This window comes from Catenuloplanes japonicus (assembly GCF_000717135.1).
Lineage (GTDB): Bacteria > Actinomycetota > Actinomycetes > Mycobacteriales > Micromonosporaceae > Catenuloplanes > Catenuloplanes japonicus.
In genome coordinates, this window is sequence record NZ_JNXY01000006.1 from 510,228 (window position 1) to 533,180 (window position 22,953).

Annotated in this window: 17 protein-coding genes and 1 pseudogene; 12 read left to right on the forward strand and 6 right to left on the reverse strand. The window is 71.1% G+C overall.

Features of this window, described 5'->3' with window-relative positions:
• Positions 1 to 67: 67 nt before the first annotated feature.
• On the reverse strand, positions 68 to 829 hold the full coding sequence (locus OP04_RS13075; protein WP_232323567.1) for an IclR family transcriptional regulator: 762 nt from the start codon (positions 827 to 829) through the stop codon (positions 68 to 70).
• 75 nt (positions 830 to 904) lie between these two features.
• Between OP04_RS13075 and eda the strand changes: the two genes are divergently transcribed.
• The 4 genes from eda to ctaD all read left to right on the forward strand — a co-directional run bounded on the left by eda (position 905) and on the right by ctaD (position 5,823).
• Positions 905 to 1,543 carry a bifunctional 4-hydroxy-2-oxoglutarate aldolase/2-dehydro-3-deoxy-phosphogluconate aldolase gene (gene eda / locus OP04_RS13080; RefSeq protein ID WP_033339791.1) on the forward strand — a complete coding sequence of 213 codons (639 nt, stop codon included), beginning with the start codon at positions 905 to 907 and terminating at the stop codon, positions 1,541 to 1,543.
• Positions 1,537 to 2,625 (forward strand): sugar kinase, encoded by a 1,089-nt coding sequence (locus OP04_RS13085; protein ID WP_033339792.1) that lies wholly within the window; start codon positions 1,537 to 1,539, stop codon positions 2,623 to 2,625. Before eda ends, OP04_RS13085 begins: the two co-directional genes overlap by 7 nt.
• 168 nt (positions 2,626 to 2,793) lie before the next feature.
• Positions 2,794 to 3,915, forward strand: coding sequence for an FAD-dependent monooxygenase (locus tag OP04_RS13090; RefSeq protein ID WP_033339793.1), 1,122 nt, complete (start codon positions 2,794 to 2,796; stop codon positions 3,913 to 3,915).
• Between the two features lie 153 nt (positions 3,916 to 4,068).
• The gene (ctaD, locus tag OP04_RS13095) at positions 4,069 to 5,823 is read left to right on the forward strand and encodes an aa3-type cytochrome oxidase subunit I (protein ID WP_033339794.1); all 1,755 of its coding nucleotides are present in this window, start codon (positions 4,069 to 4,071) and stop codon (positions 5,821 to 5,823) included.
• 137 nt (positions 5,824 to 5,960) lie between these two features.
• Here ctaD and OP04_RS13100 read toward each other — a convergent pair whose 3' ends face one another.
• The gene (locus OP04_RS13100) at positions 5,961 to 6,953 is read right to left on the reverse strand and encodes a LysR family transcriptional regulator (protein ID WP_085066413.1); all 993 of its coding nucleotides are present in this window, start codon (positions 6,951 to 6,953) and stop codon (positions 5,961 to 5,963) included.
• A gap of 81 nt (positions 6,954 to 7,034) precedes the next feature.
• Between OP04_RS13100 and OP04_RS13105 the strand changes: the two genes are divergently transcribed.
• Both OP04_RS13105 and mptB read left to right on the forward strand, forming a co-directional pair.
• Positions 7,035 to 8,324, forward strand: a complete 1,290-nt coding sequence (locus OP04_RS13105; RefSeq protein ID WP_033339937.1) for an aspartate aminotransferase family protein — start codon at positions 7,035 to 7,037, stop codon at positions 8,322 to 8,324.
• A 127-nt stretch (positions 8,325 to 8,451) separates the two neighbouring features.
• Positions 8,452 to 10,167: a polyprenol phosphomannose-dependent alpha 1,6 mannosyltransferase MptB gene (gene mptB, locus OP04_RS13110; protein WP_051797749.1), complete on the forward strand. Its 1,716-nt coding sequence runs from the start codon at positions 8,452 to 8,454 to the stop codon at positions 10,165 to 10,167.
• 907 nt (positions 10,168 to 11,074) lie between these two features.
• Here the strand turns inward: mptB and OP04_RS13115 are convergent.
• Genes OP04_RS13115 through OP04_RS13130 form a run of 4 tightly spaced genes read right to left on the reverse strand, consistent with a single transcriptional unit; the run spans position 11,075 to position 16,911 of the window.
• Entirely contained in the window at positions 11,075 to 12,304 is a 1,230-nt protein-coding gene (locus tag OP04_RS13115) for an MFS transporter (RefSeq protein ID WP_157239770.1), read from the reverse strand.
• A 31-nt stretch (positions 12,305 to 12,335) separates the two neighbouring features.
• Positions 12,336 to 12,911 carry an isochorismatase family protein gene (locus tag OP04_RS13120; RefSeq protein WP_033339796.1) on the reverse strand — a complete coding sequence of 192 codons (576 nt, stop codon included), beginning with the start codon at positions 12,909 to 12,911 and terminating at the stop codon, positions 12,336 to 12,338.
• 14 nt (positions 12,912 to 12,925) lie between these two features.
• The gene (locus OP04_RS13125; protein ID WP_033339797.1) at positions 12,926 to 14,209 is read right to left on the reverse strand and encodes a nicotinate phosphoribosyltransferase; all 1,284 of its coding nucleotides are present in this window, start codon (positions 14,207 to 14,209) and stop codon (positions 12,926 to 12,928) included.
• Between the two features lie 50 nt (positions 14,210 to 14,259).
• The gene (locus tag OP04_RS13130) at positions 14,260 to 16,911 is read right to left on the reverse strand and encodes a LuxR C-terminal-related transcriptional regulator (RefSeq protein WP_033339798.1); all 2,652 of its coding nucleotides are present in this window, start codon (positions 16,909 to 16,911) and stop codon (positions 14,260 to 14,262) included.
• A gap of 189 nt (positions 16,912 to 17,100) precedes the next feature.
• Between OP04_RS13130 and OP04_RS13135 the strand changes: the two genes are divergently transcribed.
• From OP04_RS13135 to OP04_RS13160, 6 genes and pseudogenes are all read left to right on the forward strand, one after another.
• On the forward strand, positions 17,101 to 18,576 hold the full coding sequence (locus OP04_RS13135) for a hypothetical protein (protein ID WP_051797751.1): 1,476 nt from the start codon (positions 17,101 to 17,103) through the stop codon (positions 18,574 to 18,576).
• 57 nt (positions 18,577 to 18,633) lie between these two features.
• Positions 18,634 to 18,924, forward strand: coding sequence for an ATP-dependent Clp protease adapter ClpS (gene clpS / locus OP04_RS13140; protein ID WP_033339799.1), 291 nt, complete (start codon positions 18,634 to 18,636; stop codon positions 18,922 to 18,924).
• A 109-nt stretch (positions 18,925 to 19,033) separates the two neighbouring features.
• Positions 19,034 to 19,531: a DUF2017 domain-containing protein gene (locus OP04_RS13145; RefSeq protein WP_033339800.1), complete on the forward strand. Its 498-nt coding sequence runs from the start codon at positions 19,034 to 19,036 to the stop codon at positions 19,529 to 19,531.
• Between the two features lie 52 nt (positions 19,532 to 19,583).
• Positions 19,584 to 20,100 (forward strand): annotated as a pseudogene (locus tag OP04_RS48465) (Mov34/MPN/PAD-1 family protein).
• 75 nt (positions 20,101 to 20,175) lie between these two features.
• On the forward strand, positions 20,176 to 20,499 hold the full coding sequence (locus tag OP04_RS13155) for a MoaD/ThiS family protein (RefSeq protein WP_033339801.1): 324 nt from the start codon (positions 20,176 to 20,178) through the stop codon (positions 20,497 to 20,499).
• A 5-nt stretch (positions 20,500 to 20,504) separates the two neighbouring features.
• A complete protein-coding gene (locus OP04_RS13160) occupies positions 20,505 to 21,470 on the forward strand; it encodes a PLP-dependent cysteine synthase family protein (protein WP_033339802.1) in 966 nt (321 codons plus the stop codon).
• Positions 21,471 to 22,953 lie beyond the last annotated feature (1,483 nt).

Sequence of the window (22,953 nt, forward strand, 5' to 3'; positions counted from 1 at the left end):
CGACAGGCAACCCGTCAGCGCCTTTTCTTCTTCTTAAGTCGTTTTCCGTAGTCGACTGAGGACAGCATCAGGTCAGCAGCGCCCGTGCCGCCCGCACCCCGGCGAGCCCGCGCCGCAACGCGTCCAGCACCTTCTCCTGCGTGGACCCCGTGACCCGCGCGGCCGGGATCGAGATGCTGATCGCGTCCGTGGCCGGCGTGCGCAGCGGCACCGTCATCGCGAAGCAGACGATCCCGTCCGTGTTCTCCTGCCGGTCCATCGACCACCCCTGCGCCGCGATCGTGTCCAGTTCGGCCCGCAGCGCGCCCGGATCCGTGATCGTGTGCGAGGTCAGCGCCGGCAGCGGCCGGGGGAGCAGCGCGTCCACGTCGGACGGCGGCAGCCCGGCCAGCAGCGCCTTGCCGAGCCCGGTCGCGTGCGCGGGCAGGTGCCGGCCGATCGCGCTGTAGAGGCGCAGTGGGTGGATCGACTCGCGCTTGGCCATGTAGACCACGTTCGGCCCGTCGAGGCGGCCCAGGTGCACGGTCTCGCCCAGCTCGTCGGCGAGCCGGTCCAGGACCGTGGAGAGCAGGCCGACCGCGTCGTCCGCCTCGATGTAGGCGGCGCCGACCTGCAGCGCGCGCATGCCGAGCCCGAACCGGGTGCCGGTCGGGTCGGTCTCCACCCAGCCGCGCCGGGCCATGGTGCGCAGGATGCCGTGCAGCGAGCTCTTCGGGATGTCCAGCTCGCGGGCGAGTTCGACCAGCGACCGGCCGGGGTGGGCGGCGAGGCGCTCCAGGATCTCCAGCGTCCGGTCGGCGGACTTAACGGGCTGCCACTCGTCGCTCACAAAGTGCTCCTCACTGCGTACCCCCATCTTGATTGTCTTGACAGGGGTTGTGGCACGAGGGCTAGGGTCACATACGTGACTGACGTTCGCCATCTTGAACAGACGATCGAGGCCGGCCGGATCCTGCCGGTCGTCGTGCTCCACGACGCGGCCGCGGCCGACGGGCTGGCCGACGCGCTCCTCGCGGGCGGCCTGCGCAGCGTCGAGGTGACCTTCCGGACCGATGCCGCGGCCGACGCGATCCGGGCCATGGCCCGGCGCGAGGAGCTGCTGGTCGGCGCCGGCACCGTCACCCGCGTGGAGCAGGTCGACCAGGCGGTCGAGGCCGGCGCCACCTTCCTGGTCAGCCCCGGCTTCTCGCCGAAGGTGGTGGCCCGCGCGCAGGAGCTGCAGGTGCCGATCTTCCCGGGCATCGCCACCGGCACCGAGATCCAGATGGCGCTGGACGCAGGGCTGAGCACGGTCAAGTTCTTCCCGGCCGAGCAGCTGGGCGGCGCGCCGATGGTCAAGGCGCTCTCCGCGCCCTATGCGAACGTCCGGTTCATCCCGACCGGCGGCGTGACCACGGCGAACCTGGCCGGTTACCTCGGCCTGAAGTCCGTGCTCGCGGTCGGCGGCACCTGGATGGTCGCGCCCGACCTGCTGGCCGCGCAGGACTGGGCCGAGGTCACCGCCCGCACCGCCGCCGCGCTCAAGGAGGCCGCGGCATGCTGACGATCCGTACCGACGCGGCTTTTGATGCTGTTTCCCTGGGCGAGATCATGCTCCGGCTCGATCCGGGGGAGGGCCGGATCAAGACGGCCCGCGCGTTCCGGGCGTGGGAGGGCGGCGGGGAGTACAACGTGGCCCGGGGCCTGCGCCGCGCGTTCGGCAAGCGCACGGCCGTGGTCACCGCGTTCGCGGACAACGAGGTCGGCCGGCTGCTGGAGGATCTGATCCTGCAGGGCGGCGTGGACACGTCCTTCATCCACTGGGCGAAATACGACGGCATCGGCCGCACGGTCCGCAACGGTCTCAACTTCACCGAGCGCGGCTTCGGCGTGCGCGGCGCGGTCGGCGTCTCGGACCGCGGCCTGACCGCCGCGTCCCAGCTCAAGGCGTCCGACGTGGACTGGGAGCACCTGTTCGGCACGCTCGGCGTCCGGTGGCTGCACACCGGCGGCATCTACGCGGCGCTCTCCGAGACCACGCCGGACGTGATCGAGGCCGCGATGGAGGCCGCGCATCGGCACGGCACGATCGTCTCCTACGACCTCAACTACCGGCCCAGCCTCTGGCAGACCATCGGTGGCAAGGTCCGTGCGCAGGAGGTCAACCGCCGCCTCGCCCGGTACGTCGACGTGATGATCGGCAACGAGGAGGACTTCACCGCCTCGCTGGGTTTCGAGGTCCACGGCGTGTCCGAGAACCTGGACAACCTGGAGACGCTCGCCTTCCGGTCGATGATCGAGGAAGCGATCAAGGAATATCCGAACTTTCAGGTCGTCGCCACCACGCTGCGCACCGTGAAGAGCGCCACGGTCAACGACTGGGGCGCGATCGCCTGGCAGGACGGCACGTTCGCCGAGGCCACGCACCGGGCCGGACTGGAGATCATGGACCGGGTGGGCGGCGGCGACAGCTTCGCCTCCGGCCTGATCTACGGCCTGCTGGAGGGCTTCGGCATCGCGCAGGCGGTCGAATATGGAGCCGCGCACGGCGCGCTGGCCATGACCACGCCCGGCGACACGTCCATGGCGTCGCTGCGTGAGGTGGAGGCGCTCGTCGGCGGCAAGGGCGCGCGCGTTCAGCGATAGAACTTCCATCGAAGTGGCCATGACCTGAGCTGCGCAAACATGCCAGGTCATGGTCACCCGGCGGCGGGACGGGCGGCAATGCGAGTCACACGCCTCTACCATGGTGCCGTTCGCGGCGAGTAATCTCTTGGCTTCAACGCGTGCCCACCCCTCGGAGGCGTCGCTCACATGGCCGGTTCCACCCTGCGGATCCTGATCGTCGGCGCCGGCATCGCCGGCCTCGGTGTCGCTCGGGCTCTGCGTATGGCCGGTCTCCGGCCCGATGTCGTCGATCGGGAGCCGCCCGCCATCGGCCCTGCCGCGGCCATATTCCTGCCCGGCAACGCGACCCGCGCGCTCGCCGGTCTCGGGCTCGCCGGACCGCTCCGCCCGCTCGGCGCGGTCATCAGCCGCCAGTCCATCCGCGACGCCGCCGGTGATCCGCTCTGCGAGCTGGACCTCAACGGGCTCTGGGAGGGCGTCGGCGAGTCCCGCGCGCTGCCCCGCGCCGACCTCCAGCGTGTGCTGCTCACCGCGGTCGGTGGAGTCGTACGTCACAACACCGCCGTCACCGGCCTCGAGCTCGACGAGAACGGGCCGGTCAAGGTGGACTTCGCCGACGGCACCCGCACCGACTACGACCTGGTCATCGGCGCGGACGGGCGGCGGTCCACGGTCCGCTCGCTGGCCGGCCTCGGCGGCGCCGCCCGTCGCACCGGGCAGTTCGTCTACCGCAGCGTCGTCCACGGCGGCCCCGCGGTCACCGAGTGGACCGGGCTGCTCGGCGCGCACTCCAGCTTCGTCGTCATGCCCATGGGCGACCGGCGTCTCTACTGTTATGCACACGAGACCGTGCCGGCCGACGCGCCGCTGCCGTCCGACGGGCTCGCCCGCGTCCGCGAGGTCTTCGCCGGCTACGGCGGCCCGGTGCCCACGGTGCTGGACGCGTTGGAGAAAGTGCAGCTCGCCGCGCCCGAGGAGGTCGAGGTCGCCGGCTGGTCCCGCGGCCGCGTTCTGCTGGTCGGCGACGCCGCGCACTCCACGTCGCCCACGCTGTCCCAGGGCGCCGCGATGGCGCTGGAGGACGCGACCGTGCTCGCCGAGGTGCTGCGCGGCCACGCCGGTGACCTGCCGGCCGCGCTGGCCGCGTACGAGAAGCGCCGCCGTCCGCGTACGAAGTGGGTGCTGGAGCGCACCCGCGACCGGGACCGGACCGGCGACGTCGCGCCCGACACCCGCGACCCCCTGCTGCGCAAACGGGGCGACCGCATCTTCCGGGACTACTACGCCCCGCTGCGTGATCCAGCCTAGAGGACCCGGGGGCAAGCACACGGCGTTAACGGCGCGTTTGGTCACCCCGTGCCTACAGGAGCATTCGGAAGGATTATTCTGCCCGAGAGGTACGTCTGCAGATCAACTGTGCGTCGTGCCCACGTGGTGAGCTATGAAGACCGGAGGCTGCTCGTGACCACCGTCGCACCGAAGCCGATTGTCACCCGGCCCTGGCCGGTGCATAAGCCCGTCAAGGGATCGGCGTTCGCGCGAGTCCTGCGCACGACGGATGCGAAGCAGATCGGGATCATGTATTTGATCACGTCCTTCGTGTTCTTCCTGCTCGGCGGTCTCATGGCGCTGCTGATCCGCGCCGAGCTCGCCGCACCGGGCCTGCAGTTCCTCTCGCCCGAGCAGTACAACCAGATGTTCACGATGCACGGCACGATCATGCTGCTGTTCTTCGCGACGCCGATCGTGTTCGCGTTCGGCAACTACATCGTGCCGATCCAGATCGGCGCGCCGGACGTGTCGTTCCCGCGGCTCAACGCGTTCGCCTACTGGCTGTACCTGTTCGGTGGCACGATCACCATGGGCGGCTTCTTCACGCCCGGTGGCGCCGCCGACTTCGGCTGGTTCGCCTACACGCCGCTGTCGGACGGCATCCACAGCCCCGGCGTCGGGGCGAACATGTGGGTCGTCGGCCTCGCGCTCTCCGGCCTCGGCACCATCCTCGGCGCGGTCAACCTGATCACGACGATCCTGACGCTCCGCGCGCCCGGCATGACGATGTTCCGCATGCCGATCTTCACGTGGAACATGCTGGTCACCAGCCTGCTCGTGGTGATGGTCTTCCCGTTCCTGGCCGCCGCGCTCTTCGCGCTGGCCGCGGACCGCATCCTCGGCGCCCAGGTCTTCAACCCGGAGACCGGCGGGCCGATGCTCTGGCAGCACCTCTTCTGGTTCTTCGGGCACCCCGAGGTCTACATCATCGCGCTGCCGTTCTTCGGCATCATCTCGGAGATCATCCCGGTCTTCAGCCGCAAGCCGATCTTCGGCTACAAGGGCCTCGTCGCCGCCACGCTGCTGATCGCGGCGCTGTCGATGTCCGTGTGGGCGCACCACATGTTCGCCACCGGCCAGGTGCTGCTGCCGTTCTTCAGCTTCCTGAGCTTCCTGATCGCGGTCCCGACCGGCATGAAGTTCTTCAACTGGATCGGCACCATGTGGCGCGGCCAGATCAGCTTCGAGTCCCCGATGCTGTTCTCGATCGGCTTCCTCACGACGTTCCTCTTCGGCGGCCTGTCCGGCGTGCTGCTCGCCAGCCCGCCCATCGACTTCCACGTCTCCGACACGTACTTCGTGATCGCCCACTTCCACTACGTGCTCTTCGGCACCATCGTGTTCGCCGTCTACGCCGGCGTGTACTTCTGGTTCCCGAAGATGTTCGGCCGGATGCTGGACGAGCGCCTCGGCAAGCTGCACTTCTGGCTGACGTTCATCGGCTTCCACACCACGTTCCTGGTGCAGCACTGGCTCGGCGCCGAGGGCATGCCGCGTCGTTACGCGGACTACCAGGCGATCGACGGCTTCACCGAGCTCAACGTGATCTCCACGGTCGGCGCGTTCATCACCGGCCTCTCCACGCTGCCGTTCCTCTACAACTGCTGGAAGTCCTACAAGGCCGGTCCGCTGGTCACCGTGGACGACCCGTGGGGCCACGGCAACAGCCTCGAGTGGGCCACGTCCAGCCCGCCGCCGCTGCGCAACTTCGACCGCATGCCGCGCATCCGCTCCGAGCGGCCGGCCTTCGACGCGAAGTTCCCCGAGCTCGCCGCCGGACACCAGTCGATCGCGGGCCCGCCGGAGGGCGGCGCCAAGCCGCTCAGCGCCGAGTCCGACGGTGGTGCCTCCTACCAGGAGAACAAGGACCACACGCTCGACTAGCACGATTTTCTGCCCCCCACTCGCTTTCCGCGAGTGGGGGCTTTTTTCAATTCAGGTCCCGCTTCCAGCGTGGTCCAGGCCCGCGCGCTCCCGCGGCCTGGGGATCCGTGGGTGGTCCCGCAGACCCGTGCGGCGGTTCAGAACCTCGGGACACGCTCGGCCGCCGTGCCGGGCGGGACGGGCTCGGTGGCCGTGGCGGGCTTGCTGGCCGTGACGGGCTCGGTGGCTGTGGCGGGCTCGGTGGCGGCGATGCGGCGGAGGTGGGTGACGGCCAGCGTGATCAGGTCGGCGTGGCGTCGGTCGTGACGGGCGTGGACCACGATCCGGCGCGCGAGTGATGGGCCGGCCAGCGGGCGCGTGACCAGGTCGCCCGCGATCCCGGCGACGGCCAGGCGGGGCAGCACGGTCACGCCGATCCCGGCCGCGACCAGGCGCAGCGCGGCGCGGTGGTCGTCGAGGCGGGCCGCGTACCGTGGCGTGAACCCGGCGGCCCGGCAGGCGCTCAGCACGATCTGACCGATCGGGCTGTCGTAGATGTCATGATCCACCCACGGTTCGCCGGCGAGATCGCGCAGCGGGACGGCCCCGGCCCCGGCCAGCGGGTGCGCGGCCGGCAGCACCACGACCAGCGCCTCCACCAGCAGCTCGTGCCGGCGGTACCCGTCGAGCCGCAGCTTCACGCCGTCCGCGGGCTCGGTGCGCAGGTCCAGGTCCGGCCGCCGGCGCCCGCGGCCGTCCATCGGCTCGTTCAGGCTGATCTCCACCGTCAGGTTCGGGCGGTGGTCGCGCACGGCCCGCACCACGTCCGGCATCCACTGCTCCGCGGCCGACGCCATGCAGGCGATGGCGAGCCGTTCCGCCTGGCCGTCCCGCAGGTCCGCGATCGCGCGTTCCAGCCGGCCGAAGTCCGCCAGCAGTTCGGAGGCCTGCTCGGCGAGCCGTCGCGCGGCCGGGGTGGCCACGATGCCGCGCCCCTGCCGCTCGAACAGCACCAGGCCGGTCTCGCGGGCCAGCGCGGTCATGTGCTGGCTGATCGTGGCGGGGGAGTAGGTGAGGTTGCGGGCCGCGGCGTTGATCGACCCGGCCTCCAGCACGGCGTTCAGGACCACCAGGCGGTGCGGATTGAGCATCAGGGAACCATACGTCCGTACCGAATGATCAGCGGTTTTGATCTGCTTGTGGCGGTCGGTGGGGTGTTCGAGGATGCAGGCATGACTTTCTGGGAGAACGCGGACCGCCTGCTCATCCGGTACGGCGCGAGCTTCACGCCACGGATCATCGAACGCGCGCAGGGGGCGTACGTCCACGACGACCAGGGACGCGCGATCCTCGACTTCACGTCCGGGCAGATGAGCGCGATCCTCGGACACGCCCACCCGGACGTCGTGGCCACGGTCTCGTCCGCGATCGCGTCGCTCGACCACCTCTACAGCGGCATGCTCAGCCGTCCCGTGGTCGACCTGGCCGTGCGGCTGACCGCCACGCTCCCGGCCGGCCTGGACCGGATGATGCTGCTCACCACCGGCGCGGAGGCGAACGAGGCCGCGCTCAAAATGGCCAAACTCGCCACCGGACGGTACGAGATCGTCTCCTTCGACCGGTCCTGGCACGGCATGACCCACGGCGCCGCATCCGCCACGTTCTCGGCCGGGCGGCACGGCTACGGCCCCGCCGCGCCCGGCAGCCTGGCGCTCCCGTCGCCGAACGCGTACCGCTCCCCGTTCCGCACGCCGGACGGCGGCCACGACTGGGAGGCGGAGCTGACCTACGGCTTCGCGCTCGTCGACCAGCAGTCCTCCGGCAGCCTCGCCGCCTGCCTGATCGAACCGATCCTGTCCTCCGGCGGCATCCTCGAACTGCCGCCCGGCTACCTGCGCCGGCTCCGAGAGCTGTGCGACGAGCGCGGCATGCTGCTCATCCTGGACGAGGCGCAGACCGGGATCGGACGGACCGGGACCATGTACGCGTTCCAGCGCGACGGCGTCACCCCGGACATCCTGACGCTGTCCAAGACGCTCGGCGCCGGCCTGCCCGTGGCCGCGGTCGTCGCCTCGGACGAGATCGAGCAGCGCTGCCACGAGCGCGGCTTCCTCTTCTACACCACGCACGTCTCCGACCCGCTCGCCGCGTCCGTCGCGCTGACCGTGCTCGACGTCGTGGAACGGGACGGGCTGGTCGCGCGCGCGGCCACGCTCGGCGAGCGGCTGGGGGCCCGGCTGCGCGCGCTGCGCGACGAGTGCGAGGTCGTCGGCGACGTACGCGGCCGTGGCCTGCTGCAGGGCATCGAGCTGGTCCGCGACAAGAAGAGCCGGGAACCGGCCGAGGCACTCGGCGCCGCCGTCACGGCCGCCTGCCTGGAGCGCGGCCTGCACCTGAACATCGTGCAACTGCCCGGCATGGGCGGCATCTTCCGGATCGCCCCGCCGCTGACCATCACCGACGACGAGCTCGACGCGGGTCTGGACATCCTCGAAACGTCCATCCGCGCGTGCGCTGAGTGACGATCTACAACTTTCGGCCGAGGTAGACAGGCTTAAGTCCCTCCTCTGGACAGAGGTTTCTCGATGTCTCATCGGGCAGCCTTAGGTCCGGGAATACACCGTGTGTATACATGGAGGGCGTAAGCCGATGAGCAGCACGAACGCGATCCTGGAAAAGGTGCCGGTCAGTGCTTCGCCACGGGCTCCGCGCCTGGCCACGGGCCCGGTGGCGGCGGTGGGGGCGGTCGCCACGGCCACGCTCGCGGCCGTCACCGCGGGTAGCCGGCTGCCGGAGACCGCGGCCATCGCGGCCGGGCTGATCGCCATGGGCGTGGTGATCGGCGCGTGGCTGTTCATCGGGCGCCTGACGGCGTCGGCCCGGCAGCTGTACGCGGTGGCGGCCGCCTGGGGTGCACCGCTGCTGCTCGCGCCGCCGCTGTTCAGCGGCGACGTGTGGAGCTACGTGGCGCAGGGGGCGACGGCCGCGGCCGGGCTGGACCCCTACAAGCTCGGTCCCGCCGCCGCGCTCGGTGCCGACTCGGCCCTCACCCAGCAGGTCAGCCACTACTGGCAGGACACGCCGGCTCCGTACGGGCCGGCCTGGATGCTGCTGTCCCGGCTGGCAGCGCTGCTGACCGGGGAGAACCTGACCGCGGGAGCGCTGGTCTACCGGGCGATCGCGGTTGCCGGGCTGGTGCTGATCGCGTGGGCGCTGCCACGGCTCGCCGTCCGGGCCGGCGTCGCCGCGCACACCGCGGTCTGGCTCGGGCTGCTCAACCCGCTGGTGCTCTGGCACCTGCTCGGCGGGGCGCACAACGACGCGCTGATGCTGGGACTGATGCTGGCCGGGCTGGAGGTGGCGCTGGCGGGCGTCGACCGGGGGACGGGACTGACGCTCGCGGGCGGCGTGGTGCTGCTGACGCTGGCCGCCGGCATCAAGTTCGTGGCCGGTGCCGCGTTCTGCGTCGTGGTGATCGCCCTCGTTCACCGTCCGAGCCGCTCGCTGGGCTCCGGCACGTCGCTGGGCTCCGGCCGTTCGTCCGGCTCCTCGGTGGGCGATGGGCGCTCGCCGCGCCTCGGCCTGTTCCGCCTTGGCCGTTCGTTCCGGGCCGGTCGTGCACCTCGTGTGGATCGTTCGTTCCGTGCTGACCGCTCGTCCCGCGTCGGCGTCGCGTCCCGCCGTGGTCGTTCGTCCGGCTCCGTGGTCGCGGTGATCATCGGCGCGTTCGCCGGCACCGCCGCGCTCTCGGCCGTGGCCGGCTTCGGCTGGATGACCAGCCCGCTGGGCTCACTGTCCGTTTACAGCTGGATGTCCCCGACGACCGCGACCGGCCTGCTCATCGGCGCGCTCTTCGGCAGCGACACCACCCCTGCCGCGGTGGGCGTGCTGAACGCGATCGGCCTGGTGATCTGCGTGCCCGTGGTGATCATGCTCCTGGTCGCCATGTCCCGCCGCCGCCTCGACCTCATCCGCGGCCTCGGGCTGATCTTCACCGCCGCGCTTCTCTGCGGCGCCGTCGTTCAGCCCTGGTACGTCCTCTGGGCCGTCCTGCCCCTCGCCGCCGCGGCCGGCACGCCCGCCCGCCGGCGCACGGTCGCGGCCGTGAGCGCGGTCGTCGCGGTGGCCATCCCGCCGCTCACCGGCAACGCTCCCGCGATGATCGTCGGCTATCTGATCGCCGTTGCGGTCCTCGGCACCGCCGCCCTGGCCGTCCGCCGTCGCGTCCTGTCCACCCCTGCCCCGGTCATCCCTCGTCCCCGTCGCCACGCCGAGCCGGCGATGCCTCCGGTGCCGTCGGGCGAGGCTGTCCCGCCGATGCGCGAGCACGCGATCCGGACTCTCCTCTCCCTGCCCCGCCGGTAACGCTGTCAGCAGCCGCGTCCCCGGCGGGAGGCGGCGTCCGCCGGACCGCACGAGAACCCCCTCGCCTCGGTGATCATTGAGTGCCGCGAAAACCAGGTCGACACGCCGCTGCGGACCTGGTTTTCGCGGCACTCAATGATCGTTTGGGGAGAGGGCAGGCTGCGATGTCGCGGTGAGCGGCATGAACGACCGAGTCCTCGCTGCCGACGCACGGTGAAGCCGATAGCGCCCGAGCGCCGGCATCCAGGATCCGGCGCCGGCATCCATGATTCAGGGCAGGCCTTGCCCCGAGCCGAACCGGTCCGCAATAGTAGGAAATTTCGGTCGCGGAGCGCGTCCGCTGTGACGGACATGAGCAGGCAGCAGCAATCGGCGGCAGGCTGGCTCCCCGGGCCGGTCGCCATGTCTGTCCGGGCGTGTTGTGACGTGCGGCGGGTTTCTGTCCGGGCGTGTTGCGACGTGCGGCGGGTTTCTGTCCGGGCGTGTTGCGACGTGCGGCGGGTTTCTGTCCGGGCGTGTTGCGACGTGCGGCGGGCTTTTGTCCGGGCGTGTCGCGACGTGCGGCGGGTTTCTGCCCGAGCGTGTCGCGACGTGCGGCGAGTTTTTGCCCGAGCGTGTCGCGACGTGCGGCGGGCTTTGCACGAGCGTGTCGCCGCGTGCGGCGAGGTGGTGAGTCCTGCGGCGCCACCGGGCAGGAATTCGGAGGCGCGGCGCCCGATATTTCATCTCATGTCGTCCGTGCGCGGCTACCGCGGTGGGGTGTGGCTCTGGACCGGGCCACGACGGGACCGGCAGGGAGGAGCGCCAGCGACGACCGGTGCCCGCGGGAGCAACGCTGCCGGACCACGCCGGAAGCGGGAAGATGAACGGGATCTTGAATTTGATCTTGAGGTGCCGAGGTGGCCCGTCACGCCTTGATCGGTTGTGCCGTCAAGGCCCGCTCCGCGTCCTCGTCGAGGAGCGTGCTCCCGCGCCGGTGCCGGGCCACGATCGGGAACGCCGCCGCGGCGATCAGCAGGCCCGCGATGCCGACCGCGGCGAAGCCCCAGCCGCCGCCGAAAGCGTCGATGACGGCGCCGGCCAGGGGTGCGCCGATGGCCATGCCGACCGTGAGCGAGGAGCCGTGCAGGCCGAGGGCCTCGCCGCGGACCGAGGCGGGAGCGAGCGCGCTGACCTGTTCGGTGGTGGCGGTCAGGGTGGGGGCGCAGAGTGCGCCGGCCGGGATGAGGGCGAGGGCCAGCAGCCACCAGGTGTCGCCGGCCAGGCCGACCGGGATGGTGAGCACGGCCAGGCCGGCCAGGAGGCCGACCGCGCCGAGCGGGCGGGGGAGCGTGCCGTAGACGAAGCCGCCGGCCAGCGATGCGGCGGCCCAGAGGCCGAGGACGAGGCCGGTCCACCGGATCTCGCCGCCGTCGCGCAGGACGGCCACGGTGGCGACGTCGGTGCCGCCGAGGACGAGCGTGGAGGCGGCCGCGATCGCGTAGGCGGTGAGCAGCGGCGGGCGCAGCCAGGCGCGGCGGGGCAGCCGGACCGTACCGGCGACGGGCTTTTCGTGGTCTGCGCGGATCGGCGGGTTGAGCAGGGCCATCAGGGCGGCGGACAGCGCCAGCGCGCCGCCGATCGCGAGCATGGCGACGCTGGGGGAGATCGTGCTGGCGAGCAGGACCGCGCCGGCCGGGCCGGTCATGTAGGACAGCTCGACGGTCATCGCGTCCAGCGAGAATGCCTGGCGGCGCCGGCCTTCCGGCACCATCGCGGTCAGCGCCTGCCGGACGATCGAGAACGCGGGCAGCGTGAGCAGGCCGCCGACGGCGGCGGCGCAGAGCAGCCAGGTGTACGGCAGGCGCGGCGAGAGCAGCCAGAACGCGCTGCCGGCGACGCCGGTGAGCACGATGACCGGGCGGATGCCGACGCGGTCGGCCCAGCGGCCGAGCAGCGGGGAGCCGAGCGCGGTGCCGACCGTCATGGCGGCGCCGACCAGGCCGGCCTGGAGGTAGCCGAGGTGCTGCTCGTCGGTCACGTGCAGCGTGATGGCCATCGTGGTCGCGGTGATCGGGACGCGGGCGAGGAAGCCGATCAGCAGTAGTGCGAACACGCCGCGCAGCCGCAGCACACTGCCGTACCCCCGGAGACCCATGCGGGACATGCTGCCGCATGGGTCCGGTACGTTACGAGCTAATTACCACCGGTTTTCCGGTCAGCGTGACGGACGCCTCCGCGAGCCGGGTCAGCGCGGACTCCGTGGTGGCCGCTGCTACGCCGGCGGTCAGGTCGAGCAGCACGGTGGTGTCGAAGCCGGCCGCGGCCGCGTCCAGCGCGGTGGCGCGCACGCAGTGGTCGGTGGCGATGCCGACCACGTCCACGGCGGTGACGTCGCGGGCGCGGAGCCAGTCGGTCAGCTGCTCGCCGGTGGTGGTCGCGCCCTCGAAGCCGGAGTACGCCGCCGCGCGCCGGCCCTTGTGGAAGACCGCCTCGACGCGCGCGGTGTCCAGCGCCGGGTGGAACTCGGACCCGTCCGTGCCGACCACGCAGTGTGCGGGCCAGGAGTCGACGAAGTCCGGCGTCTCGGAGAAGTGCGCGCCCGGGTCGATGTGGTAGTCCTTCGTCGCCACCACGTGGTCCCAGCCGCCTGACGACAGCGCCGTGGAGATGGCTTCGGCCACTCCGGCGCCGCCGGTCACGGCCAGTGAGCCGCCCTCGCAGAAGTCGTTCTGGACGTCGACGATTATCAGTGCACGAGTCATCGTGAAACAGCCTTTCAGGAGGCGGAGACCATGACGACCGGGATCGCGGGATCGCCGGCGGAGAGCTTGAGCCCCTCCCACGGGATGGAGATCAGGCACTGCCGCAGGTGCTCGCGGGCCTCGGCGAGCGTGGGCATGTCCAGGAACTCGCCGTTCGCCACGTACGAGTGCTGGAGCAGGCGGTCGTTGGGCAGGTGGTCCGGCACGCCCTGGGAGACGACGATCTCCTCGGTCGCGGTGCCGGTCGGCTTGTGGCGGCGGACCGCGGTCTTGCGGCCGCCGACCGTGCGCTTGTTCTCCGAGCGCTTGACGACCGGGCGGCCCTCGACCTCGACCAGCTTGTAGACCAGGCCGGCGGTGGGTGCGCCGGAGCCGGTGACGACGGAGGTGCCGGCGCCGTAGATGTCGACCGGCTCGGCGGCGAGTGCGGCGATCGCGTACTCGTCCAGGTCGCCGGAGACGACAATCTTGGTTTCGGTGGCGCCGAGCGAGTCGAGCAGCTCACGGGACTGCACGGCGAGCACGGACAGGTCGCCGGAGTCGATGCGGACCGCGCGCAGCTCCGGCCCGGCGGCCTGGATGGCGTTGCGGATGCCCTGACTGATGTCGTACGTGTCGACGAGCAGCGTGGTGCCGGTGCCGAGCGCCTTGACCTGGGACGCGAACGCGGTCGGCTCGTCGTCGTGCAGCAGCGTGAACGCGTGCGCGGACGTGCCCGCGGTCGGCACGCCGTAGCGCAGGCCGGCCGCCAGGTTCGAGGTGGCGGTGAAGCCGGCCAGGTAGGAGGCGCGGGACGCGGCGGTGGCGGCCTCCTCGTGGGTGCGCCGGGAGCCCATCTCGATCACGCTGCGGCCGCGGGCGGCGGTGACCATGCGGGTGGCCGCGGCCGCGATCGCGCAGTCGTGGTTGAGGACGGAGAGGATCAGCGTCTCCAGGATCACGCACTCCGCGAACGTGCCGGACACGGTCATGATCGGGGAGCCGGGGAAGAAGAGCTCGCCCTCGGCGTACCCATCGATGTCGCCTTTGAACTGGTAGGTGGAGAGCCACTCGGCGGTGAGCTCGTCGACCACGCCGGTGCGCCGCAGAAAGTCGACGTCGTCCGCGGAGAACCGGAACGCCTTGATCAGCTCGACCAGGCGCGTGGTGCCGGCGACGACGCCGTAGCGGCGGCCCGTGGGTAACCGCCTCGCGAAGACCTCGAAGACGCACTGACGGTTGGCGGTGCCGTCGCGGAGTGCCGCGCTGATCATCGTCAGCTCGTAGTGGTCGGTCAGCAGCGAGGTGGTAGCAGTCACGAGCTCAGCTTATGCGATGAACCCCGGGTTAGCTCTGTGAGGAGTCTAACTCAGTCTGAGATCGATCTGAGCGCGTGCGGCAGCTCGACGCGGCCGGTCACGCCGAGCTTCACGTAGACGCGCTGGAGATGGTTCTCCACGGTGCGGGCGGAGAGGTACAGCTGCTCCGCGATCTCCCGGCTCGGCGTGCCCATCGCGGCCAGCTCCGCGACCTGCCGTTCCCGCTCGGTCAGCCGCACCCGGTCGACGCGCAGCGCGGGCGTGTCGATCAGCTGGCAGCGCTCCTTCAGCTCGGCCAGTTTCGCGTTGATCAGCTGGGTCTGCGGCGAGCGCTGGTCGCGCAGCAGCCGGATCGCGGTCGCGATCGCCTCCGCCGCGTAGAGCAGGAAGTCCTGCCGGGCGAACTCGTCCGCGACCCAGAGCAGCCCCGCGGTCGACTCCTCGGCCGCGGCCTTCGCGTGCCGGGAGATCAGCGACGGCATCGGGCCGTCGACCTGCCGGGCCAGCTCCGCCAGCCGATCCGTGACCGAGATCAGGCCGCCGTCCGGCATCGCCAGCGGCAGCGCCGGGAAGCCGAGCCGGACCAGGTCGTGCAACGCGTACAGCTCGTGGCCGGCCATCCTGTCCCGGCGCAGCCGCTCGGCCAGCTCGCGCAGCGTGTCCACCGCGCCGGCCAGGTCGCCGCCGGCCGCGCGCGTCCAGGCGCGGGCCTGTTCCCGCCACGGATAGAGGACGATCATGTTCGTGCCGTGGGTACGGTCGGAGTCCGCCATCGCCTCGGCCGCGAGCGCGGCCTCGCCCCGCAGCGCCGCGGCCATCGCACGCTCCGCGTGGGCCAGCCCGGCGAAGACCTTGCTGGCCGCCAGCATCGCGCACGCCTGCAGACTGTGCCGCAGCGCGTCGCCGGTCCGCCCGCGCAGCCGCGCCGCCTGGGCGCGCAGCACCGAGACGTAGCCGGAGCCGAGCCGGAACTCGCCCGCGTCGGCCAGGTCCGCGAACTCGTCCGCCACGATCTCGTCGATGCTGCGCAGGTCGCCACCGAGCACCAGGCGGGTGCCGCGGCCGAGCTCCATCGCGACCTTGATGTACGGCATCTCGGTCTGCCACGCCGCCAGGTCGGCCAGCACCCGGGACGCGGCCCGGTCGCTGTCGCCCAGCTCGCCGCGGGCGGCCCGCAGGTGGGTGAGCATGCTGTAGACCAGCGCGCGGCTGATCCCGTCCGTGGCCGGGCGGTCCAGCACGCCGCGGCCGATGTTCAGCGCGTCCTCGTGCTCCATCTGGTGGAACCGCATCATCGACTCGAACGCACGCAGCCGGGAGCGGTGGTTCGGGTTCTCCAGGCCACCGACCGCCTCGGAGATCTCCGTGACCGTCTTCTCGTGGCTCAGGCCCCAGAAGCCGATCAGCGCCCGCGCCGAGTACCACCGGGTCTTGCGCTCCTCGCAGTCCGCCTCGTGCTGCACGGAGTCGATCACCTGCTGCGCGTCGTCCGGCTGGTCAGCGAACATCAGCAGCGTGGCCAGCAGCTCCGCGGCCGGGAAGCCGCCGTCCGCGTCCACCGCGGCCTTGGCCAGGCGCAGCGCGAGCGGCACGTCGAACCGGCTGTACGCCTGCATGCCGGCGTTGAGCAGCAGCGCGGGATCCTTCGCGGTGCCGGAGTCGAGCCGCCACACCGCAACGCGCAGCAGGTCGTCGCGGCGGCGCGCGCCCACGCCCTCGACCGCGTCCGCGAGCTGGGCGGTGAGGCGGCGGCTGCGGCTGACCGGGCAGCGGCGGCGCACCACCTCGCCGTAGAGCGGGTGGGCCAGCCGCACGTTGTGCCGCCGGTCGTCGGAGGTGACCCGGATCAGGCCGCGCTCCTCCGCGATCTCCACCTCGGCGGGCCGCACTATCTTCGTCAGCAGGTCCAGGCCGAGCGGCTCGCCCAGCGCGACCAGCTCCACGGCGGTACGCACGTCCGGGCTGAGCCGGCCGATGCGCGTGTCGATCAGGTCGGTGAGGTCCGGCGCCAGCTCCAGCCGCCCGGTCCACCGCCACACGCCGAAGTGCTGGATCATCTCGTCGCCGGACTGCGCCGCGATCACCAGTTCGCGCAGGAACAGCGCGTTGCCCAGGCACATGCGCCACAGTCGCTCCGAGGACGCGGACTCGACCTCGCCGCCGAGCATCTCGCCGAGGATGTGCGTGGTGTCCGAGATGGTCAGCGGCGACAGCTCCGCATGATCCACCAGATCGTCGGTCCACAGTGCCCGAATGGGTAACGGCACCGGTTCCCCGCTACGCAGCGTGCCGAGCACGGTGGCGTGGCCGGACCGGGCGATCAGGTAGACCAGCGCGGCCGAGGTGGGATCGAGCAGGTGCGCATCATCGATCGCCAGCACGATCGGGCGTCCGGCCGCGCGCTCCACCAGGGAGTCCATCGCCCAGCGCAGGAGACCGGCCGGGGAGAGACCGACCGGCTGACTGGGTGGCAGAACCTGGGCGAGGCCTCCGAAGGGGAGACCCGCGGTGGCGATGTTGGCTGACGCGTACCACGTGGCGTAACCGTCTCCGGGTAGCACGTCGACGCCTTCGCGTAGAAGGCGGCTCTTGCCAATACCGGCGCTACCGCTGAAAATGAGGCCGCGTTCGCTTCCGCTGGTGGCGGCGACGACGAGGCGCTGCAACTCCTGGGTCCGGCCGACGAAGCTCCACGGACGCACCCGAGCAGCATATAGATCCGACCCGGCTCCGCACAGTTACCGTAATGGCGGAATTGAGTAATGATCCACGAGTCCATTGAGTACCGCAGGATCTGTGGCGTGAGCACGCCTTCACGTAGCGTCTTCCATGCCGTGTGGCCGCCCACGCCCACGGCTTGAACCTCCGCACATCCGTTGAGGAGCCGCACCATGCAGCAGAGCGGGCCGACCCAGGCGCAGAACAGCGTGTCTCCGGCGCCGAAGCAGCGGAAGTCGTCACGTCCCCGGCCCGCCCACGCGGAGCAGCCGGTCCCGGACGAGCCGATCGCCCTCATGATCGTCGGCGCGAAGGGCAGCGGGCGGGACGGCGTGCTCGGCGCGCTGCTGGACGCGCCCGGCCCGCTGCTCGCCCGGCCCGGCGGCAGCTACCTGGTCGTCACGTACGGGCACAGTCGCGACGTGTGCGCCTACGTGCCCGGCAACCGCCAGCCGCAGCCGTTCACCCCGCCGCCGCCCGGCGAGGAGTCCGGTGCCCGCCCGCCGCGCCGCATCGAGCTCACGCTGCCCAACCCACTGCTGCGGCACTTCGCGCTGGTCGACACGCCGGACGCGGAACGGCTCTCCGCCGCCGGCACCCAGATCCTGCTGGACGCGGCCGTCCGCGGCGGCGCGGTCCTCTATGTCGTCGCCGCAGGTCACGTGCTGGAGCCGGCCGAGGCCACGCTCCTCGGCGAGCTGCACAAGGCCGGCGTCCACCTGTTCTTCGCGCTCACCCCCGCCACGGACGGCGCCTGGGGTGACGGCACGGTCGAGACCGCGATCAGCGACGCGCGCGACGCCGTGATCGCCGCGGTCCCGTCCGCCGCGGACGCGAGCTGGCACACGGTCGACCCGGCCATGGGCGACACCGCGTTCCTGCGCCGCGCGCTCAGCGAGTGGTCCGGTCTGGAGGCGCTGGAGCGGGCCAGCATCAACCCGCCGGTGCCGCCGGGCGCGGGCCGCACCGTGCACATCGCCTCGGACGCGGACCGGTCCGGCTGGGCCGAACGCCTGGAGGACATGACGCGGACCAGCACGCAGCTGATCCGGCAGCGGCTCGCGATCGAGGTCGCCAACATCCACCTGCGCTGCGTGCAGGAGATCGTGTTCGGCGACGGCTGCGCCGGACTGCCCGGCGCGCTCGACCGGGAGATGCACGCGCTGTCGCTCTCCGCGGTCGCGGAGTGCGACTCGGCCGCCGACAAGATCATCGACGACCTGCTGGAGCTGGTGCTGGACGAGCCGGCCACCGAGGCGGCCCGCCGCCGGGTGGTCGCGGCCGTCCGGGACGGGTTCGCCGACGACCGGTCCGCCCGCGATCTCGAGCGCGTGCTGTTGGTGACGAACACCGGCGGCGTCGCGACCGTGGCCGGCGAGGGCGCGGTCACCGCGCTCACGGCTTATCACACGCCCGGCGTACCGCGGCCGCTTCCCGGGCTCGGCATCGGGCTGTCCGGCGCCTGCTACGCGTACTGGCGCCACCCCGCGAACCGGGACAACAACCGGGCCCGTTCCTGGCTCCAGCTGGCCATCCGCGGCGTCGAGCTGGAGCTGCTGCGGGAGATCTCCCGCCGGTTCGAGGCCGTGCAGCGCTCGCTCGGCGCCGTGCTGACCGACGCGGTGGACCACGGCATTCTGCTGAGTTGAGCGACTCGTGGTTCGGTCGGTTCCTCACCACAGCGGACTCGGTGGCACGATGGGGACATGGCGGCGCCGCAGATCGCACCGGAGAAGACGCCAGACATCGAAGAGCTCCCGGCCGAGGACCGTCCGTGGGTGACGATCGTCTGGGATGACCCGGTCAATCTCATGACGTATGTGACCTGGGTTTTCCAGAAGCTGTTCGGATACAGCAGGGAGAAGGCCGAGGAGTTGATGCTGGCGGTCCACCACAAGGGCAGGGCGGTGGTCTCCACCGGTGCGCGTGAGCGCATGGAGCACGATGCCTCCCAGCTGCATGCCTATGGTTTGTGGGCGACGGTGGATCGGCAGTGAGCATTTTTCAACCTGGCGAGCGAGTCGATGCCGCGGAGGAGTCCACGGGGCGGGCGCGCACGAGTGGGGACCACGTTGAAAAAGGCGCAGTGACAGGGGGAGACCGATAATGTTCCGGCGCCAGGGGTCACACTGCGTGGCCAGCTTCGCCCAGGACGAGGTGCGCGTGCTGCGCAAGGTCGCGGGCGAGGTCGTGGGCCTACTCACGGACGGTTTCGACCACGACGACCCGGTGGTCGACCGGCTGTTTCCGGCGATCTATCCGGACGAGCCCGCGGAGAGCGAGGAGGTCCGCCGCTACACCGAGGGCGACCTGAAGACCGCGAAGATCGACCAGGCCGGCGCGATCCTCGCCGGGCTGCCGTCCGAGGGCTCGGGCGACGTCGCGCTCGACGCGGAGGAGGCCGAGGCCTGGCTGCGCGCGATCAACGACGCGCGGCTGGCGATGGGCATCCGGCTGGAGATCACCGGCGACACCGACCTCGGCGAGGAGCTGGACGACGCGGTTCTGCACGACCCCACGTCCACCCGCGTGTTCCAGCTGTCCGTCTACGCCTATCTGGGCTATCTGCAGGAGTCGCTCCTGCACGCGCTCATCGACGGGTGACGGCCGCCACGGGGACGTCCCGGGCTCCTGGCTGGGAGGTAAAGTGGCCGACGTGCTGACCATTGACCGGGCGATTCTCGATGCGATCGTCGCGCACGCCCGCCGGGACCACCCGGACGAGGCGTGTGGCGTCGTCGCCGGCCCGGCCGGCAGTGACCGGCCCGCGCGGCACATCCCGATGGACAACGCGGCCCGGTCGATGACGTTCTACGAGTTCGACTCGATGGAGCAGCTGCGCGTCTGGCGCGAGATGGACGACCGTGACGAGGAGCCGGTGGTCATCTACCACTCGCACACCGCCACCGAGGCGTTCCCGTCCCGCACCGACGTCTCCTTCGCGGGCGAGCCCGGGGCACACTACCTGCTGGTCTCCACCCGGGAGCCGGACTCGGAGGAGATCCGCTCGTTCCGCATCGTGGACGGTCAGGTCACCGAGGAGCCGGTCGAGGTGCGGGATGGCACCATTGAGTCCATGGAGCTGATGCCCCATGGTGTCTGATCCGCACGCGGTCCAGACGTACATGTTCGGTCAGAGTCCGACGACGGTCGATTACGAGTGTCGGCGCTGATACTGCGCGCCCGAAAGCCGTAATCGTTCCCCTTCTATCGTCGTTTGTCGATTCTTCCTTCAGGAGTACGCCACCATGGCCATCGAAGTTCGCATCCCCACCATCCTGCGCAGCTACACCGGCGGCGCGAAGGTCGTCGAGGGCTCCGGCGACACGCTCGCCGACCTGCTCACCGACCTCGACACCCGCCACTCCGGCATCCGCGGCCGCCTGGTCACGCCGGAGGGCGCGCTGCACCGCTTCGTGAACATCTACGTCAACGACGAGGACGTCCGCTTCCTCGGCGGCCTCGACGCCAAGATCTCCGACGGCGCCTCCGTGACCGTGCTGCCCGCCGTCGCCGGTGGCGCGTTCGGGTTCGCCGCCGCGGCCGCGCTGCTCGGCCACAACGGCCGCTAGCCCTCATGGCGCGGTTTGACAGCCTGCTGGACCTCGGCGGCGACACGCCGCTGATCGGACTGCCTCGCCTGTCGCCGGTGGTGCCCGAAGGGGCGCCACCGGTCCGCCTGTGGGCGAAGCTCGAGGATCGCAACCCGACCGGCAGCGTGAAGGACCGCGCCGCCGCGTTCATGATCCGGGCGGCCGAGGAGGCCGGCCGGATCCGTCCGGGTGACACCATCCTGGAGCCGACCAGCGGAAACACCGGCATCTCACTGGCCATGGTGGCGAAGCTCCGCGGCTACCGCCTGGTCTGCGTCATGCCGGAAAATGTCTCCGCCGAGCGCACCCAGCTCCTCCGCATGTACGGCGCCGAGATCATTTTCTCGCCCGCGGCCGGCGGCTCCAACCAGGCCGTCGCCACCGCGAAGCAGATCGCGGCCGAGCACCCCGACTGGGTGATGCTCTACCAGTACGGCAACGAGGCCAACGCGCGCGCCCACTACGAGACCACCGGCCCCGAGCTGCTCCGCGACCTGCCCTCGATCACGCACTTCGTGGCCGGCCTCGGCACCACCGGCACGCTCATGGGCACCGGCCGTTACCTGCGCGAAAAGGTGGAGAACATCGAGATCGTGGCCGCCGAGCCCCGCTACGGCGAGCTCGTCTACGGCCTCCGCAACCTCGACGAGGGCTACGTCCCCGAGCTCTACGACGCCACCGTCCTCACCCGCCGCTTCTCCGTCGGCACCCGCGACTCGGTGCTGCGTACCAGGCAGCTCGTCGAGGTCGAAGGCCTCTTCGCGGGCTTCTCCACGGGCGCGGTCCTGCATGCGGCGCTCAATGTCGCGCACGAGGCGGTCAAGGCGGGGCGGCGCGCCGACGTGGCCTTCCTGGTCGCCGATGGTGGCTGGAAATATCTCTCCACCGGCGCCTACGGCGGCACGCTCGCCGAGGCCGAGGAAGCGCTCGACGGCCAACTCTGGGCGTAGCTTTTCGTTTCCCCGAGGCGCGCGCCTGCGCCTCGGGGACGGCCGGTCCTCCCGGAACAGATCGAGTTCAAGATCTTGTGTGCCCCGCTTCCGGCGTGGTGCGGCCCGCATGCTCCCGACTCTGTCGCCCATTCACGGCGAGCGCGGTGAGCGGTGAGATCCGCGTGGTCGCCGTGTGAGAACCCGGGCGCCTGCCGATATTTCGGCGTCAAGGTCCGGGACCGATCTCGGTCGACGGGCGCTCCGTGCCCGAAATTTCAGGAAATAGCTGGCCTGGTGGCCCGGCAGCCTGACCCTGTCGCCGGAAGGCCGGCGATGTCGGATATGTCATCTCATGGCGCTCGCCCACGGAATGCTGTGGGCCTTGATCAACGGTCGTATGTACGTTCTCTGCGGTCTCAGGCACTCACAGCGTGGAGAACGTACATACGGCCGTTGATCAAGGCCGGAAGCCACGGCCGGCCTGTGACCCAGAAGCCGCAAGACGGACTGCCCCGCCTGGGGGAACGAACACGAAGAGTGAATCAGGAAGCCTGGACCTGCGTCAGAAGCCGCAACGGTCGCCGTTCAGGGCCTGATATACCGAAATTTCGGGCGCGGAGCGTCCTGTCCCGGCGGACCTGGCGCGCTGCGCAGCTCGGCCTGGGCTCGGGCATCGCGACCAATTGCACCGAACGGGAATGGGCAACAGAGTCGCTCCCGCGGGCAAGCCTCACGTCGGGCTCCGCCGGCGCTCCGCTCGTCGCGAGGAGCCGGTTCCGCCGTGCTCCAGAAACCCCACAACCCCGCTGAGGTCATTCACGCGGAAGGGACCCCGGCGCCGGGTCCTGGCCGGAGGCGGGCCTCGGGCGCCCCACGCCCGATCGGCTCGGGCGCTGCACCGCAGACGCCTGGGCGCGAGCTGGCCTGAGCGCCCTCGCGCCAAAGGATCATTGAGTGCCGCAGAAACCAGGTCAATGGTGCGGCCGGACCTGGTTTTTGCGGCACTCAATGATCCTTTACTGGGTTTCCGCGTCAGGGTGAGGTCGGCATGGTCACCTGGGATTCTATTTCATGAAATTTCGGGCACGGAGTGCCCGTTGATCGCAAGGGATCCGGACTTCAACGTCGGAGCGCAGCAACGCTGGCGCTGCGGTGGCGACTCGGCGAACGCGAGGCTGACGGCCGCTCCCCGGCCTCGCTGCCAGCCCTCGCGGCCAGCCCCGCGGGGGCTGGCTGGCAGCGGGGGCTGACTGGCGGCGGGGCTGGTGGGCGGCGAGGGCTGGTGGGTCGCGGGGGCTGGTGGGCGGCGGGGGCTGACTGGTGGCGAGGGCTGACTGGCAGCGAGGGCTGGCGGGTCGCGAGGGCTGGCGGGCGGCAGGGCTGGTGGCGCGTGTGGTGGGCGCGGTCGGTGAGGGCTGGCAGGGGTGGCTGGGCGGTGGGGTGCGAAGGTGAGTGTGGGTGGCGCGCGTGGTGCCGTGGGGTCGGTGGGGGCTGGCAGGGG

Bases quoted from the DNA above. Each gene is read 5' to 3' on its own strand.
- OP04_RS13105 (WP_033339937.1), top strand. From the start codon at position 7,035: ATGACTTTCTGGGAGAACGCGGACCGCCTGCTCATCCGGTACGGCGCG.
- mptB (WP_051797749.1), top strand. From the start codon at position 8,452: ATGAGCAGCACGAACGCGATCCTGGAAAAGGTGCCGGTCAGTGCTTCG.
- OP04_RS13120 (WP_033339796.1), bottom strand. From the start codon at position 12,911: ATGACTCGTGCACTGATAATCGTCGACGTCCAGAACGACTTCTGCGAG.
- OP04_RS13135 (WP_051797751.1), top strand. From the start codon at position 17,101: ATGCAGCAGAGCGGGCCGACCCAGGCGCAGAACAGCGTGTCTCCGGCG.
- clpS (WP_033339799.1), top strand. From the start codon at position 18,634: ATGGCGGCGCCGCAGATCGCACCGGAGAAGACGCCAGACATCGAAGAG.
- OP04_RS13145 (WP_033339800.1), top strand. From the start codon at position 19,034: ATGTTCCGGCGCCAGGGGTCACACTGCGTGGCCAGCTTCGCCCAGGAC.
- OP04_RS13160 (WP_033339802.1), top strand. From the start codon at position 20,505: ATGGCGCGGTTTGACAGCCTGCTGGACCTCGGCGGCGACACGCCGCTG.
- OP04_RS13090 (WP_033339793.1), top strand. From the start codon at position 2,794: ATGGCCGGTTCCACCCTGCGGATCCTGATCGTCGGCGCCGGCATCGCC.
- OP04_RS13155 (WP_033339801.1), top strand. From the start codon at position 20,176: ATGGCCATCGAAGTTCGCATCCCCACCATCCTGCGCAGCTACACCGGC.
- OP04_RS13085 (WP_033339792.1), top strand. From the start codon at position 1,537: ATGCTGACGATCCGTACCGACGCGGCTTTTGATGCTGTTTCCCTGGGC.
- OP04_RS13115 (WP_157239770.1), bottom strand. From the start codon at position 12,304: ATGGGTCTCCGGGGGTACGGCAGTGTGCTGCGGCTGCGCGGCGTGTTC.
- OP04_RS13100 (WP_085066413.1), bottom strand. From the start codon at position 6,953: ATGCTCAATCCGCACCGCCTGGTGGTCCTGAACGCCGTGCTGGAGGCC.